Genomic DNA, 15,939 nt, shown 5'->3' on the forward strand with positions numbered 1-15,939 from the left:
GCAGCTCCTGCATTGGAATGCATTCCACCCTGTAGGAGTTGCCGCAGGCTGCGATCTTTTGCTTTTAAACCTTGGCGCCAGCCTCGATCATGTTCTCCGGCCGCACCCAGGCATCGAACTCTTCATCGGTCAGATAGCCCAACGCCAACGCCGCCTCACGCAAGGTCAACCCCTCGCTGTAAGCCTTCTTGGCGATCTCCGCCGACTTGTCATAACCGATGTGTGGATTCAGTGCCGTCACCAGCATCAGCCCACGTTCAAGATGTCGGGCCATGACCTCGGCATCCGGTTCCAGCCCGGCGATGCAGTGCTGCTGGAAGTTGCTGCAACCATCGGCAAGCAGGCGGATCGATTGCAGCAGGTTGTGGATGATCACCGGTTTGAACACGTTCAACTGCAAGTGACCCTGACTGGCGGCGATGCCGATGGTCACGTCGTTGCCCAATACCTGACAGGCGAGCATCGACAGCGCTTCGCACTGGGTCGGATTGACCTTGCCCGGCATGATTGAACTGCCCGGCTCATTCGCCGGCAGCCGCACTTCGGCAAAACCTGCGCGGGGGCCTGAGCCAAGCAGACGCAGGTCGTTGGCGATTTTCATCAGCGCTACGGCGAGGGTTTTCAACGCGCCGGACAGGCTGGTCAGCGGTTCGTGGCCGGCGAGGGCGGCAAACTTGTTCGGCGCAGTGACGAAGGGCAGCCCGGACAACGCCGCCAGCTCTGCGGCAATCGCCTCACCAAAACCGTGCGGCGAATTCAGCCCGGTGCCGACCGCGGTGCCGCCCTGAGCCAGTTCACACACCGCCGGCAATGCGGCGCGGATCGCGCGTTCGGCGTAATCCAGCTGCGCTATGAATCCGGACAGCTCCTGGCCAAAGGTGATCGGCGTCGCATCCATCATGTGCGTGCGACCGGTCTTCACCAGTTTCATGTGTCGCGCCGCCAGTTCGGCGAGACCACCGGACAGCTCGGCGATCGCCGGCAGCAGTTGTTCCTGCACCGCTTGTGCAGTGGCGATGCTCATAGCGGTCGGGAAGCAGTCGTTGGAGCTTTGCGAGCGGTTGACGTGATCGTTCGGGTGCACTGGCGTCTTGCCGCCGCGCGGGTTGCCGGCCAGCTCATTGGCGCGACCGGCGATCACTTCGTTGACGTTCATGTTGCTCTGGGTGCCGCTGCCGGTCTGCCAGACCACCAGTGGAAACTGGTCGTCGTGCTGGCCGTCGAGGACTTCGTCGGCAGCCTGTTCGATCAGGCGGGCAATGTCGGCGGGCAGATCGCCGTTGCGGTCGTTGACCCGTGCAGCTGCTTTCTTGATCAGGGCCAGGGCATGCAGGACCGGCAGCGGCATGCGTTCCTGACCAATGGCGAAGTTGATCAGCGAGCGTTGCGTCTGAGCACCCCAGTAGGCATCGTCCGGGACTTCGATCTGGCCCAGGCTGTCGGTTTCGATACGGCTCATCGTGCACACTCCTGTTGGTCTGTTTGCGCAGTTTAGGCCCGGTCAGGCCCAGGTGGTTCCATCGATCCGATTGTTGACCGGTAAAACTGCGCCAATCAAGCGCGGCAAGGCTCGGGGGTTGAGCCACGAGGTTTTTTAGGCGCAGAATGGTCGCCCTTGGGGTTTTACCTCGCCTAGCTGAAAAGGAAACTCGATGACTCGTCTTCGTGCCATCTGCACCGCGGTTGCACTGGTTTGCGCCAGCGGCCAGGTGCTTGCCGATACCGCCAGCCACAACGCCAGTGCTGAAGCTTTCCTGACCCTGGCGCACGCTGACAAGCTGGGCACTCCGGTGTACATGCAAGTGCAGCAAATGTTCGCTCAGCGTTTCGAACAGACCAAAGCCCCGGAAGCCAAGAAAGCCGTACTGGAAACCTACCAGGCCAAGGCCAACGCCGCGCTGGACCAGGCCATCGGCTGGAACAAGCTCAAGCCTGACATGGTCAAGCTCTACACCAGCAACTTCAGCGAATCCGAGCTGAAAGACCTTGTTGCGTTCTACAAGTCGCCACTGGGCAAGAAAGTCCTGGAAAAAATGCCGCAGCTGACCCAGCAATCGGCCCAGATGACCCAGGCCAAACTGGAAAGCGCCGTGCCTGTCGTCAACAAGCTGCTCGACGACATGACCAAAGAGCTGGACCCGAAAGGCGCTGCTGCGCCGGCCAAGAAGAAGTAAGCGGAGTTCGTGATGACCATGCAACAACGCATCGAATCGACGCTGGCCCTGCTTCAGCCTGAACACCTGCAGGTGCTGGATGAAAGCCACATGCACAGTCGCGGGTTGCAGACCCACTTCAAGGCAGTGGTGGTCAGCGCGCAGTTCGACGGCCTGAACCGGGTCAAGCGCCACCAGAAAGTCTACGGCACGCTCGGCGAGCTGATGGGCGAGTTCCATGCGTTGGCGCTGCACACCTACACCCCGCAGGAATGGGCAGAGATTGGCGCCGCCCCGGCGTCGCCGACCTGTGCTGGCGGCAGCAAGCATTAAGCTTCGGTTTTTTGCTAGAATCCGCAACGCGCCGCTCACCCGGCGCGTTTTTTTTTGAATCCGGTTCACCCTTTGCGAGGGTAGCCACCTGGAGAAATACCCATGACACAACCCATTGTCGTGGCGGCACTGTATAAGTTCGTCACCCTCGAAGATTACGTTGACCTGCGCGAGCCGCTTCTGCAAGCGATGGTCGACAACCAGATCAAAGGCACCCTGCTGATCGCCGAAGAAGGCATCAACGGCACAGTGTCCGGCACGCGCGAAGGCATCGACGGCCTGCTCGCCTGGCTCAAGAACGATCCGCGCATGGTCGACATCGACCACAAGGAATCGTACTGCGACGAGCAGCCGTTCTATCGCACCAAGGTCAAGCTGAAAAAAGAAATCGTCACCCTCGGTGTCGAAGGCGTCGACCCGAACAAAAAGGTCGGTACTTACGTCGAGCCGCAAGACTGGAACGCGTTGATCAGCGACCCGGAAGTGCTGTTGATCGACACGCGCAACGATTACGAAGTGTCGATCGGCACCTTCGAAGGCGCCATCGATCCGAAAACCACCAGTTTTCGCGAATTTCCCGACTACATCAAAGAACACTTCGATCCGGCCGTGCACAAGAAGGTCGCGATGTTCTGCACCGGTGGCATTCGCTGCGAGAAAGCCTCGAGCTACATGCTCGGCGAGGGCTTCGAAGAGGTTTACCACCTCAAGGGCGGCATCCTGAAGTACCTTGAAGAGGTGCCGCAGGAAGAAACCAAGTGGCAGGGCGACTGCTTCGTGTTCGACAACCGCGTGACCGTGCGCCACGACCTCAGCGAAGGCGACTACGATCAATGTCATGCCTGCCGCACCCCGGTCAGCGTCGAGGATCGCGCTTCCGAGCATTATGTGGCCGGCATCAGCTGCCCGCATTGCTGGGACAAACTGAGCGAGAAAACCCGCCGCAGTGCCATCGATCGGCAGAAACAGATCGAACTGGCCAAGGCGCGCAATCAGCCGCATCCGATCGGCTACAACTACAAGCAAGCATCCACCGAGGCTTAATCATGTCTGCGCGCCTGCTCTATGTGATGGATCCGATGTGTTCCTGGTGCTGGGGTTTTGCTCCGGTGGCCAAGGCATTGGTCGAGCAGGCGCAAGCAGCCGGGGTCGAGTTGCATCTGGTGGTCGGTGGTCTGCGCACCGGCAGTGGTTCGGCGCTGGAGCCGACCACGCGTCGCTACATTCTTGAACACTGGCAAGCGGTCACCGAGGCCACGGGTCAACCGTTCAAGTTTGAAGGAGCGTTGCCTGACGGTTTCGTCTATGACACCGAACCGGCCTGTCGGGCAATCGTCACCGCGCGCAGCCTGGCACCGGATTGCGCATGGAAACTGGTCGGGCTGATCCAGCAAGCGTTTTACGTTGAAGGTCGCGATGTCACCCAGGCCAGTGTTTTGGTTGAACTGGCAGAGCAGGCCGGCGTGCCGCGTATCGAATTCGCAGCCTTGTTCGATCATGCCGACCAGCACAAAGCGACTCAGGCCGATTTCAGTTGGGTGCAGGATCTGGGCATCGCCGGTTTCCCGACCCTGCTCGCCGAGCGCAACGGTCAATTGGCGCTGCTGACCAATGGTTATCAACCGCTCAGCGAGCTGTCGCCCTTGCTCGGTCGCTGGCTGGAGCGTGCGGCCTGTGTCTGATCCGGCCGATGACACGCCAGCCGTTAAGCGTGTCGACCGGCTGAGCTGGGCAGAAGTCCGGCGACTGGCACTGACTCACAAAAAATCCCTGTGGATCGCCAATGGCGTGGCCGTGCTGGCGACGCTGTGCAGTGTGCCGATTCCATTGCTGTTGCCGCTGCTGGTGGACGAAGTTCTGCTTGGCCATGGCGATGCCGCGCTGAAAGTCATGAACCATGTGCTGCCGGGCATGTGGCAGCAAGCGGCCGGCTATATCGGCCTGATGCTGCTGGTGACGCTGACCCTGCGCTGCAGTTCGCTGTGCTTTGGCGTGTTGCAATCGCGCCTGTTTGCGCGGCTGGCCAAAGACATCGTCTACCGCATCCGCGTGCGCTTGATCGAACGCCTCAAGCGGATTTCCCTTGGCGAATACGAAAGCCTCGGTAGTGGCACGGTGACGACGCACCTGGTCACCGACCTGGATACCCTCGACAAATTCGTCGGCGAAACCCTCAGCCGCTTTCTGGTGGCGATGCTGACGCTGGTCGGCACTGCGAGCATCCTGATGTGGATGCACTGGAAACTGGCGCTGCTGATTCTGCTGTTCAACCCGCTGGTGATCTACGCCACGGTGCAGTTGGGCAAACGCGTCAAACACCTGAAGAAACTCGAGAACGACAGCACCTCGCGCTTCACCCAGGCGTTGAGCGAAACCCTCGATGCGATTCAGGAAATCCGTGCCGGCAACCGTCAGGGGTTCTTCCTCGGGCGACTCGGCCTGCGCGCCCAGGAGGTGCGCAACTACGCGGTCAATTCGCAGTGGAAAACCGACGCTTCCAACCGTGCCAGCGGTTTGCTGTTCCAGTTCGGAATCGACATCTTCCGCGCCGCGGCGATGCTCACGGTGTTGTTCTCCGACCTGTCGATCGGCCAGATGCTCGCGGTGTTCAGTTACCTGTGGTTCATGATCGGCCCGGTCGAACAACTGCTCAACCTGCAATACGCCTATTACGCGGCGGGCGGGGCGCTGGCGCGGATCAACGAACTGCTGGCACGCGCCGATGAGCTGCAATACCCCGGCGGTGTTGATCCGTTCAAGGGCCGTGACACCGTTGGCATTCAGGTGCAGGGCCTGAGCTTCGGCTACGGCGATGAACTAGTGCTGGATCAGTTGAATCTGTCGATTGCCCCCGGTGAAAAAGTCGCGATTGTCGGCGCCAGTGGCGGCGGTAAAAGCACCCTCGTACAGTTGCTGCTCGGGCTCTATACACCACTGTCCGGGACCATTCGCTTCGGCGGCTCGACCCAGCAGGAAATTGGCCTGGAAACGGTTCGCGAAAACGTCGCGGTGGTGTTGCAGCATCCGGCGCTGTTCAACGACACGGTGCGCGCCAACCTGACCATGGGCCGCACCCGCAGTGACGAAGCCTGCTGGCAGGCGCTGGAAATCGCTCAGCTCGAAGCGACCATCCGCGCCTTGCCCAATGGCCTGGACAGTATCGTTGGCCGCTCCGGCGTGCGTCTGTCGGGCGGACAGCGGCAACGGCTGGCCATCGCGCGGATGATCCTCGCCGAGCCGAAAGTCGTCATCCTCGACGAAGCCACCTCGGCCCTCGACGCCGCCACCGAGTACAACCTGCATCAGGCCATGGCGCGCTTCCTCAATGGCCGTACCACGCTGATCATTGCCCACCGACTGTCGGCGGTGAAACAGGCCGATCGCGTGCTGGTGTTCGATGGTGGTCAGGTCGCTGAAGACGGCGATCATCAGCAGTTGATTGCCGACGGCGGTCTGTACGCCAAGCTTTATGGTCACCTGCAGCAGATCCAGCGCCCTTGAGTTTCGTCCCGGTTTCTGTGCTTAGTGCTTGAATTGCATTGAATAAAAACTCTCGGAACGCCCGCACAGACCCACCCTTTGCACAATCGACCCAGAGGACGGCCAGACTGTCCCTTTGACTTGGCGAAAATTGGCCTAGGCTGAGCTGTCAGGAGCGGGATTTTCCGGTGTTCATCTGGCAGTAATTGCGCAAGGGATCTCATGAAGCAAAAGCGGACTCTCGGAACGCCACGGTTGTTGGGCATCGTCTGGCCATTTATTGCCGTCGTGTTGTTTCAAGCGTTATTGGGCGGCGTGAGTCTTTATGTGCTCTCGGCGGTTCGCGGTTACGTCGCCGGTGAAAGCCTCTGGTCCAAGGGCCAGAAAGACGCGATTTATTATCTTAATCTCTACGCTGACAGCCGCGACGAGGCGATCTTTCTTAAATATCGAGACGCGATTTCCGTGCCGCAAGGCGGGCACCAGTTGCGCCTGGCGCTGGATCATCAGCCACCGGATCTGGCCGCGGCGCGCGAAGGCATTCTCAAGGGGGGCAACCACCCGGACGACGTTTCCAGCCTGATCTGGCTGTACCTCAACTTCCGCCATTTCAGTTATCTGGAAACCGCAATTGACCGCTGGACGGTCGGTGACGCTTATCTGGTCGAGCTGCATGATGTGGCGCAGGAGATGCACCGCAGCATTGCGCAGAACGCTGCCAGCAGCGCCGATATCCAGCGCTGGAAGGCGCGGATTTTTGCCATCAACAATGGCGTGACCCCGGCCGCGAAAGCCTTCAGCGATGCGTTAGGCGAAGGCTCGCGGATGATTCTGCGGCTGCTGCTGTTAACCAATCTGGCCACGGCACTGGGGCTGATCGTGCTGGCCCTGTGGCGCACGCACAAATTGCTCAGGCAGCGTCATGCCTTTGCCGAGGCGTTGCAACTGGAGAAGGATCGGGCGCACGTTACCTTGCATTCGATCGGTGATGGCGTCATCACCACCGACGTCAGTGGCGCCATCGATTACATGAACCCGGCCGCCGAAGCCATGACCCACTGGAAGGCCGAACAGGCGGCGGGCCTGCCGCTGGCGGCGTTGTTCAATCTGCTCGACGACAACGCCCAGTCCGAGGGGCTGACCCTGATCGAGCACATCCTCAGTGGCAAGCTCAGTGGCGGCAGCGAGCATTCGAAACTGATCCAGCGCCTCGATGGCACTACGTTGTCAGTGACGCTGGTCGGCGCGCCGATCCGCAATGCCGGCAAGGTCAGTGGCACGGTGCTGGTGTTACACGACATGACCCAAGAGCGGCAATACATCGCCAATCTGTCGTGGCAGGCCACCCATGACGCGCTGACCGGGCTGGCCAACCGTCGCGAGTTCGAATATCGCCTGGAACAGGCGCTGCACAAACTCACGCGCCATGCCGGGCGGCATGCGCTGATGTTCCTCGATCTCGATCAATTCAAACTGGTCAACGACACCTGTGGCCACGCCGCCGGTGATGAGCTGTTGCGACACATTTGCACGCTGTTGCAATCGGGACTGCGCGAGGGCGATACGCTGGCGCGACTCGGCGGTGATGAGTTCGGCATATTGCTGGAGAACTGCGCGCCGGAGGCGGCGGAGAAAATCGCCGAAGCGCTGCGCCATACAGTGCAGAACCTGCATTTTGTCTGGAAAGGGCGGCCGTTCCTGACCACAGTGAGCATTGGTCTGGTGCATATCGCACAAATCCCGACCACCCTCGAAGCCTCATTGCGCGCCGCCGATATGGCCTGTTACATGGCCAAGGAAAAGGGTCGCAACCGTGTGCAGGTCTACCACGCTGACGATTCCGAGCTGTCGCTGCGCTTCGGTGAGATGGCCTGGGTGCAACGTCTGCACATGGCGCTGGAAGAAAACCGCTTTTGCCTCTACGCCCAGGAAATCACACCACTCAAGCCGGGTAGCAACAAGGGCGGGCACGTGGAGATTCTCCTGCGTCTGCATGATGAAGCCGGGCGTATGATTTTGCCGGACAGTTTCATTCCCGCGGCCGAGCGTTATGGTTTGATGAGTCAATTGGATCGTTGGGTAGTTCAGAACGTATTTAAGGTTATTGCTCAATGTATTGCGCAAGAACATCAACAGCCATTAGCAATGTGTGCGATTAATCTGTCAGGCATTACTATAGGAGATGACGCGTTTTTGCACTTTCTGCGAGAACAGTTTGTTAACTACGCAATACCGCCTGAAATGATTTGTTTTGAAATTACAGAAACCAGTGCAATTTCAAATTTGGGTAGTGCAATAAGATTTATCAATGAACTCAAAGGCTTAGGTTGCTATTTCTCCTTAGATGACTTTTGTGCCGGAATGTCTTCATTCGCTTATCTGAAACATTTGCCTGTAGACTTCCTGAAGATCGACGGGAGTTTCGTAAAGGATATGCTGGACGACCCGATTAACCGCGCAATGGTCGAAGTGATCAATCACATCGGGCATGTCATGGGTAAAAAGACAATTGCCGAGTTTGTTGAAACAACCCAGATCGAGCAGGCCTTGCTTGAAATCGGTGTGGATTATGCTCAGGGTTATGTTATAGAACGCCCACAGTTGTTTACCTGCGACAGTTTGCAAAGTCGGCCCGCCAGACCGCAACCGCTGTTATTCAAAGCGCCTGGCACGTTCCGTTGAAGTCTCTCGCCGATCCTTACAATCACAAATCAAAAGGAGCCGAACAGTGATCGACACTTTCAACCGAACCGGACCACTCATGGAAGCTGCAAGTTATCCTACCTGGGCACAACAGCTCATTGCGGATTGCAGCGAGAGCAAGCGCCGGGTTGTCGAACATGAACTTTACCTGCGCATGCGTGATAACAAGCTCAGCGCCAGAACCATGCGTCAGTACCTGATCGGGGGCTGGCCGGTGGTTGAGCAGTTTGCGTTGTACATGGCGCAGAATCTCACCAAAACCAAATTTGCCCGGCATCCGGGCGAAGACATGGCGCGGCGCTGGCTGATGCGCAATATCCGCGTTGAACTCAATCATGCGGATTATTGGGTGCACTGGAGTCGCGCACATGGCGTCAGTCTGGAAGACCTTCAGGCCCAGCATGTGCCGCCCGAGTTGCACGCCTTGAGTCATTGGTGCTGGCACACCAGCTCAGCCGATTCGTTGATTGTGGCCATCGCCGCCACCAACTATGCCATCGAAGGCGCGACCGGGGAGTGGTCGGCGCTGGTCTGCTCCACAGGCGTATACGCCGCAGCGTTTCCTGAAGAGGATCGCAAGCGCGCGATGAAGTGGCTGAAGATGCATGCCCAGTACGACGATGCCCACCCTTGGGAAGCGCTGGAAATCATCTGCACCCTGGCCGGGATGAACCCGAGCAAGTCGTTGCAGGCCGAGCTGCGTCAGGCCGTCTGCAAGAGTTACGACTACATGTATCTGTTTCTGGAACGTTGCATGCAACTGGAGACGTCGGAACGCTTGTTGGTCAACCGAGAGCGCAGAGCTGTAGTCGAGAGCTGATTTCAGCTTCACGCAAAACCAATGTGGGAGCGAGCCTGCTCGCGAAGGGGTCATGTCAGTCAGCATTGCTTTGACTGATTCACCGCTTTCGCGAGCAGGCTCGCTCCCACACTGTTTTGTCTTGGTTGAACAGCTTAGCCCGCCATCGCCAGGCGGTTACGACCCTCGCGCTTGGCCACATACAACGCACTGTCGGCGCGACGCAGCAAGCTGTCGACCGATTCGCCCGGCAATAACGTCGAACAGCCCAGGCTCACCGTCAATTCAATCAACTGCCCATCTGCATAGTATTCGGCCGCCTGCGTCGCATAACGCAGCCGTTCGCCGACCATTGCGGCCGCTTCCCGGCTGGTATTGGACAGCAGCACCAGAAACTCTTCGCCACCGTAACGGAACACCATGTCGACGTTGCGCAGCTGTGTCTTGATCGTCGCTGCAATGGCTCTAAGCACGTCATCGCCGGCGCTGTGGCCATGGCTGTCGTTGACCCGTTTGAAGTGGTCGATATCGAGCATCAGCAGCGACAACGGTTGTTGATGCCGGCGGGACATATCGATTTCCCGCTGCAGGGTCTGCTCCATGGCGATGCGGTTGCCGGCGCCGGTCAGCGGATCGCGCAGGGCACTCTGAGTCGCCTCGCGATAAAGCAGGGCATTGCGCATCGGGTACAGCAAGGACGACAACAGCGATTCCAGCTGGCCTTGTTCCTTGTCGTTGAAGCGCTGATTGCGACGGAACACCAGCTCCCCCATATGCTCGCCTTCGTGGCTCAGGGTATAGCTGATCGAGTGGTGGCCGCGAGTGCCGAACTCCAGGCGCAAGTCGCTGCCCTGGTGTACGTAGCTGAGCGCGTCCAGCGGCACAAGACGCTGAACTTCGCGGAAAAACAGACCGAGGATGCGTTGCGGTTCGAGGCTGGTTTGCAGTTGCAGGCTCATTTGCTGGCGCAGTTGCGCCAGGCTGGCCGGTCGCTCCAGGAGGGGAGGCAGTTGACCAAAGCCCAGGCGTTGCAATTTGGCATTGTCAAAGTCAATTGCATTGGTCTGGGAGGGTGATTTCATATGGCGTGAGCCCCTAAAGCAGTAAGTCTGTCTTACAGGCTGGGTGAGAGCGGCTATGGGCTGCGCGTCATACTGATCCATCAGTCCCGTAGGACATTTGGCGTAAGTTTAGTCTGCCTGAAGACGATTAGTCAGCTATCGAAATCGGCCTTGCCCCACTGCCTTCACACGGCATGCTTTGAAGGAATTTAGAGCGAAAGTCGTGCCATTCGGTTCGCTTTTATTTAAACCGTTTGGAATCAATAAGTTGGCAGATCAAGGGGGGAGAGTGTGCTGGAATTTTGACTGGAATATGACTGTCGTCAGCGGCAAATACATGCCGCGACAGGAATCTGCCGCGGCAACAAAAGCGACGTATGGCAGTTACTGCGCGTTGAAGGCCTGGCCATTGATGCCCGTGCTGTCCGGCCCCATCAGGTACAGGTAGACCGGCATGATCTCCTCCGGTGTCGGATTGTTCAGCGGGTTCTCCCCCGGATACGCCTGCGCGCGCATGCTGGTACGCGTGCCGCCCGGGTTGATGCTGTTGGAGCGTACCGGGGCGACGCCGTCGAGTTCATCGGCCAGGGTTTGCATCAGGCCTTCGGTGGCGAACTTCGACACGCCATAAGCGCCCCAGTAAGCACGGCCCTTGCGACCGACGCTGCTGGAGGTGAACACCACCGAAGCATCTTGCGACAGCTTGAGCAGCGGCAGCAGGGTTTGGGTCAGCATGAACATGGCGTTGACGTTGACCTGCATGACGCGCATGAAGTTTTCGCCGGACAACTGCTCGATCGGCGTGCGTGGGCCGATGATCGAAGCGTTGTGCAGCAAACCGTCGAGGTGGCCGAACTCCTTCTCGATCATCGCCGCCAGCTCATCGTACTGATGGGGCAGGGCGGTTTCGAGGTTGAATGGAATCACCGCCGGTTGCGGGTAGCCCGCGGCTTCGATCTCGTCGTAGACCTGCGTCAGATTGGCTTCGGTCTTGCCCAGCAGCAACACGGTTGCACCATGGGCGGCGTAGGTTTTCGCGGCCGCCGCGCCAATGCCACGACCGGCACCGGTGACCAGAATGACCCGATCCTTGAGCAATTCGGGACGAGCGGAATAATCAAACATAAAAACCTCATCAAGTCAGATCGTTCCCACGCTCTGCGTGGAAATGCAGCCAATGACGCTCTGCGTCAGGTCTCAGCAGCTGCAAAGCGCGCTATCAAGCACCTTGCGCAACTCCGACGGATGATCCACCACCACGTCCGCACCCCAATGCCGCGGGTTGTCGTCCGGGTGGATATAACCAAACGTCACCGCCGCCGTTTTCGTACCGGCATCGCGCCCCGATTCGATATCACGCAGATCATCGCCGACAAACAGAACCGTCGACGGATCCAGATCAAGCATTTTGCAGGCGAGGATCAACGGTTCCGGATCCGGCTTGCTGTTCTTCACGTGATCCGGGCAGATCAGCAAGGCCGAACGCTTAGCCAATCCCAGTTGCTGCATGATCGGCTCGGCGAAGCGCAGTGGCTTGTTGGTCACCACGCCCCAGATCAGATTGGCCTTTTCGATATCGGCCAGCAGTTCGCCCATGCCGTCGAACAGCTTGCTGTGCACGGCGCAGCCGACCAGATAGCGCTCGAGGAACTCCAGGCGAAGTTCTTCGAAGCCCGGCGATTCCGGGTCCATCGAGAACGTCACCGCAACCATGGCCTTGGCGCCACCGGAGATCTCGTCGCGGATGTGCTTGTCGTTCATCGGTGGCAAGCCGCGGTCCGCGCGCATGGCCTGGCAGATGGCGATGAAGTCCGGCGCCGTGTCGAGCAGGGTGCCGTCCATGTCGAAGAGAACTGCTCTGATCGCCATCAGCTTATTCCTCGCGCAGGGTCTGGATCATGTAGTTGACGTCAACGTCGTTGGCCAGCTTGTAGTGCTTGGTCAGCGGGTTGTAGGTCAGGCCGATGATGTCCTTGACGGTCAGGCCAGCCATGCGGCTCCAGGCACCCAGCTCGGACGGGCGGATGAATTTCTTGAAGTCGTGGGTACCGCGCGGCAGCAACTTCATGATGTATTCGGCGCCGACGATGGCGAACAGGTAGGCCTTCGGGTTGCGGTTGATGGTCGAGAAGAACACCTGACCGCCCGGCTTGACCATGCGGAAGCAGGCGCGGATCACCGACGACGGATCCGGCACGTGCTCGAGCATTTCCAGGCAGGTGACCACGTCGAACTGCTCCGGCATTTCTTCGGCGAGGGCTTCGGCGGTGATCTGGCGGTACTCGACGCTGACGCCGGATTCCAGCTGATGCAGTTGCGCGACCGCCAATGGCGCTTCGCCCATGTCGATGCCCATTACAGTGGCGCCTCGCTGGGCCATGGCTTCGCTGAGGATGCCGCCGCCGCAACCGACATCGAGGACTTTCTTGCCGGCCAGATTGACCCGCTCGTCAATCCAGTTGACCCGCAGCGGGTTGATGTCGTGCAGCGGTTTGAATTCGCTTTCGCGGTCCCACCAGCGATGAGCCAGGGCTTCGAATTTGGCGATTTCGGCGTGGTCGACGTTGCTCATGTTCATTCCTCTAAAACTTTAAAAGTGCTGTAGCCCCGGCGTTTGCGCCAGAGTGTTTACGATTCGGTGCGGCCGCTGATGCGCTGGCCCCAGGCCCGGGCGGTAGCGCCAAGCTGTTCTTCGTCGAGTCGGGTCAGGCGCCGGTCGTCCAGCAGTTGCTTGCCGGCGACCCACAGGTGTTTCACACAATCGCGACCGGTGGCATATATAAGCTGCGAAACCGGGTCATACACCGGTTGCTGCGCCAGACCGGACAGGTCGAAAGCGACGATGTCCGCAGCTTTGCCGATTTCCAGCGAGCCGACTTGCGCTTCGATCCCCAATGCCCGCGCGCCATTCAGTGTGGCCATGCGCAGCGCCCGATGGGCGTCCAGCGCCGTGGCTGAGCCGGCGACGGCTTTGGCCAGCAGCGCGGCGGTGCGGGTTTCGCCGAGCAGGTCGAGATCATTGTTGCTCGCCGCGCCATCGGTGCCGACCGCGACATTGACACCAGCCTGCCACAAACGCTCGACCGGGCAGAAACCGCTGGCCAGTTTGAGGTTCGATTCCGGGCAGTGGATCACGCTGGTGTTGCTTTCTACCAGCAACGCCAGGTCGTCATCGCTGATCTGAGTCATGTGCACCGCCTGGAAGCGCGGGCCGAGCAGGCCCAAACGACCGAGGCGAGCGAGCGGACGTTCGCCGCGCTGTTCCAGCGCTTGCTGGACTTCGAAAGCCGTCTCATGGACATGCATGTGGATCGACGCGTCGAGTTCCTCGGCAATCACACGGATTTTCTCAAGGTTCTCGTCGCCGACGGTGTACGGTGCATGGGGGCCGAAGGTGATCCTGATGCGTTCGTGGTGCTTCAGATCGCCGAACAATTCAACGCCCTGACGAATGGCTTCATCGGCGCTGCTGGCGCCCGGAATCGGGAAATCAAGGATCGGAATGGCGATCTGTGCGCGAATGCCGCTGTTGTGTACGCGCTCGCTGGCGACTTTCGGGAAGAAATACATGTCCGAGAAACAGGTGATGCCACCCTTGATCTGCTCGGCGATGGCCAGGTCGGTGCCATCACGGACGAAATCTTCATCGACCCACTTGGCTTCGGCCGGCCAGATGTGGTTTTCCAGCCAGGTCATCAGCGGCAGATCATCGGCCAGCCCACGGAACAGCGTCATCGCCGCATGGCCGTGCGCATTGATCAGGCCGGGGGCGAGCAGCATGTCCGGCAATTCGCGGGTTTCAGTGGCGTTACACTTCAATGCTTCGGCGCGCGGGCCGATAAACACGATGCGACCGTCGCGGATGCCCAGGCCATGTTCCTTGAGCACGACGCCTGCAGGTTCGACGGGTACCAGCCAGGTCGGCAGCAATAATAAGTCGAGCGCAATGGCAGGTTTCGGCATCGAGGGTCGGTTCCAGTGCTTTTGTAAAGGATGGCGAAGTATACCCGAGCGTCTTCGCGGGGGGATCGCTATAATCGGCGGCTTTTGTTCATGAGTGCGGGGTGAGGGATGCGCGATCGACTGTTGGCTGCGGAGAAAGTAAAGGCCATCGATTGGCGAGATGGCGCGCTCCACCTGCTGGATCAGCGTATTTTGCCGTTCGAAGAGACCTGGATTGCCTACACCAGCGCCGCCGACGTGGCTGAGGCGATTCGTTCGATGGTGGTGCGTGGCGCGCCGGCCATCGGCATCAGTGCCGCTTATGGCATCGTCCTCGCGGCCCGTGCGCGGATCGCCGAAGGTGGCGACTGGTCGGCGGCGCTGGAAGAAGATTTCGCCTTGCTCGCCGATTCCCGTCCGACGGCAGTCAATCTGTTCTGGGCACTCGGCCGTATGCACGATCGTCTGGATCGCTTGAAAGAAAACGCCGACCCGCTGGCGGCGCTGGAAGCCGAAGCCATCGCCATTCATGAAAGCGACCGTGAAGCCAACCTGACCATGGCCCAGCTCGGCGTTGACCTGATCCGCAAGCATCAGGGCAATGCCCAGGCGATTCTGACCCACTGCAATACTGGCGCGCTGGCGACCGGCGGTTTCGGTACGGCACTGGGGGTGATTCGCGCGGCTTATCTGGAAGGCATGGTCGAGCGCGTTTATGCCGACGAAACCCGTCCATGGCTGCAGGGCTCGCGCCTGACTGCGTGGGAGTTGGCCAATGAAGGCATCCCGGTGACGCTGAATGCCGACTCCGCCGCGGCGCACATCATGAAAACCAAAGGCGTGACCTGGGTGATCGTTGGCGCGGACCGCATCACGGCCAATGGTGACGTCGCCAACAAGATCGGCACCTATCAACTGGCGGTCAATGCCATGCACCACGGCGTGCGTTTCATGGTGGTTGCGCCAAGTTCGACCATCGACATGAATCTGGCCAGCGGTGACGACATCCCGATCGAGGAGCGTGACGGCGCCGAGTTGCTGGAAGTCGGCGGCAAGCGTCTCGGCGCGGACGTTGAAGCGTTCAATCCGGTGTTTGACGTGACGCCGGCGGATCTCATCGACGCGATCGTCACCGAAAAAGGCATCGTCGAGCGCCCGGACACCGCGAAAATGGCCCAGTTGATGTGCCGCAAACGCCTGCATTGATGCGGTGATACTCAATGTAGGAGCTGCCGAAGGCTGCGATCTGTTGATCTTGCTTTTTACAGGTCAGGATCAAAAGATCGCAGCCTTCGGCAGCTCCTACAGGTGTTTGGGGCCCTAAATGTCAATAAACATCGCTAAACCAAGCCTCAATTCTGCATTCAACGAAGCTCTGAGCTTCTCTCGTCCCCGTTAAGCCTGTCACCGGTCAACTAACTATGCTCCATGCGCATCAGGGGGATAGGTGCGTGGCGGCTCTTGTGAT

At 59.4% G+C, this 15,939-nt stretch carries 14 protein-coding genes; 8 read left to right on the forward strand and 6 right to left on the reverse strand.

From position 1 onward, the window contains the following. Window positions 1-64: 64 nt before the first annotated feature. Window positions 65-1,459: a class II fumarate hydratase gene (locus M9827_RS15145; protein ID WP_250606017.1), complete on the reverse strand. Its 1,395-nt coding sequence runs from the start codon at window positions 1,457-1,459 to the stop codon at window positions 65-67. A 193-nt stretch (window positions 1,460-1,652) separates the two neighbouring features. Here M9827_RS15145 and M9827_RS15150 point away from each other — a divergent pair, with 193 nt between their 5' ends. The 7 genes from M9827_RS15150 to M9827_RS15180 all read left to right on the forward strand — a co-directional run bounded on the left by M9827_RS15150 (window position 1,653) and on the right by M9827_RS15180 (window position 9,489). Then, the gene (locus tag M9827_RS15150) at window positions 1,653-2,174 is read left to right on the forward strand and encodes a DUF2059 domain-containing protein (protein WP_095120531.1); all 522 of its coding nucleotides are present in this window, start codon (window positions 1,653-1,655) and stop codon (window positions 2,172-2,174) included. Between the two features lie 12 nt (window positions 2,175-2,186). Next, window positions 2,187-2,486: a BolA family protein gene (locus M9827_RS15155; protein WP_007908388.1), complete on the forward strand. Its 300-nt coding sequence runs from the start codon at window positions 2,187-2,189 to the stop codon at window positions 2,484-2,486. Window positions 2,487-2,588: 102 nt separating this feature from the next. After that, entirely contained in the window at window positions 2,589-3,530 is a 942-nt protein-coding gene (trhO, locus tag M9827_RS15160; RefSeq protein ID WP_250606018.1) for an oxygen-dependent tRNA uridine(34) hydroxylase TrhO, read from the forward strand. 35 nt (window positions 3,531-3,565) lie between these two features. Next, window positions 3,566-4,168, forward strand: coding sequence for a DsbA family protein (locus M9827_RS15165; RefSeq protein ID WP_185036827.1), 603 nt, complete (start codon window positions 3,566-3,568; stop codon window positions 4,166-4,168). Beyond that, entirely contained in the window at window positions 4,161-5,987 is a 1,827-nt protein-coding gene (locus tag M9827_RS15170) for an ABC transporter ATP-binding protein (RefSeq protein ID WP_250606019.1), read from the forward strand. Before M9827_RS15165 ends, M9827_RS15170 begins: the two co-directional genes overlap by 8 nt. 201 nt (window positions 5,988-6,188) lie before the next feature. Beyond that, window positions 6,189-8,648: an EAL domain-containing protein gene (locus tag M9827_RS15175; protein ID WP_250606020.1), complete on the forward strand. Its 2,460-nt coding sequence runs from the start codon at window positions 6,189-6,191 to the stop codon at window positions 8,646-8,648. 79 nt (window positions 8,649-8,727) lie between these two features. After that, a complete protein-coding gene (locus tag M9827_RS15180) occupies window positions 8,728-9,489 on the forward strand; it encodes an iron-containing redox enzyme family protein (RefSeq protein ID WP_284676882.1) in 762 nt (253 codons plus the stop codon). Window positions 9,490-9,623: 134 nt separating this feature from the next. Here the strand turns inward: M9827_RS15180 and M9827_RS15185 are convergent, their stop codons facing one another. From M9827_RS15185 to M9827_RS15205, 5 genes are all read right to left on the reverse strand, one after another. Then, entirely contained in the window at window positions 9,624-10,550 is a 927-nt protein-coding gene (locus M9827_RS15185; RefSeq protein ID WP_250606022.1) for a GGDEF domain-containing protein, read from the reverse strand. 363 nt (window positions 10,551-10,913) lie between these two features. Next, window positions 10,914-11,654, reverse strand: a complete 741-nt coding sequence (locus M9827_RS15190; RefSeq protein ID WP_250606023.1) for a YciK family oxidoreductase — start codon at window positions 11,652-11,654, stop codon at window positions 10,914-10,916. A 72-nt stretch (window positions 11,655-11,726) separates the two neighbouring features. Further along, window positions 11,727-12,398: an N-acetylmuramic acid 6-phosphate phosphatase MupP gene (mupP, locus tag M9827_RS15195; RefSeq protein WP_250606024.1), complete on the reverse strand. Its 672-nt coding sequence runs from the start codon at window positions 12,396-12,398 to the stop codon at window positions 11,727-11,729. A gap of 4 nt (window positions 12,399-12,402) precedes the next feature. After that, window positions 12,403-13,101 (reverse strand): bifunctional 2-polyprenyl-6-hydroxyphenol methylase/3-demethylubiquinol 3-O-methyltransferase UbiG, encoded by a 699-nt coding sequence (gene ubiG, locus M9827_RS15200; protein WP_025113081.1) that lies wholly within the window; start codon window positions 13,099-13,101, stop codon window positions 12,403-12,405. A gap of 56 nt (window positions 13,102-13,157) precedes the next feature. Next, entirely contained in the window at window positions 13,158-14,492 is a 1,335-nt protein-coding gene (locus M9827_RS15205) for a TRZ/ATZ family hydrolase (RefSeq protein WP_250606025.1), read from the reverse strand. 108 nt (window positions 14,493-14,600) lie between these two features. Between M9827_RS15205 and mtnA the strand changes: the two genes are divergently transcribed. Beyond that, complete coding sequence (gene mtnA, locus M9827_RS15210) at window positions 14,601-15,677, forward strand: S-methyl-5-thioribose-1-phosphate isomerase (protein ID WP_250606026.1); 1,077 nt, start codon at window positions 14,601-14,603, stop codon at window positions 15,675-15,677. Window positions 15,678-15,939 lie beyond the last annotated feature (262 nt).

It is taken from the genome of Pseudomonas sp. AKS31, from assembly GCF_023634765.1.
Lineage (GTDB): Bacteria > Pseudomonadota > Gammaproteobacteria > Pseudomonadales > Pseudomonadaceae > Aquipseudomonas.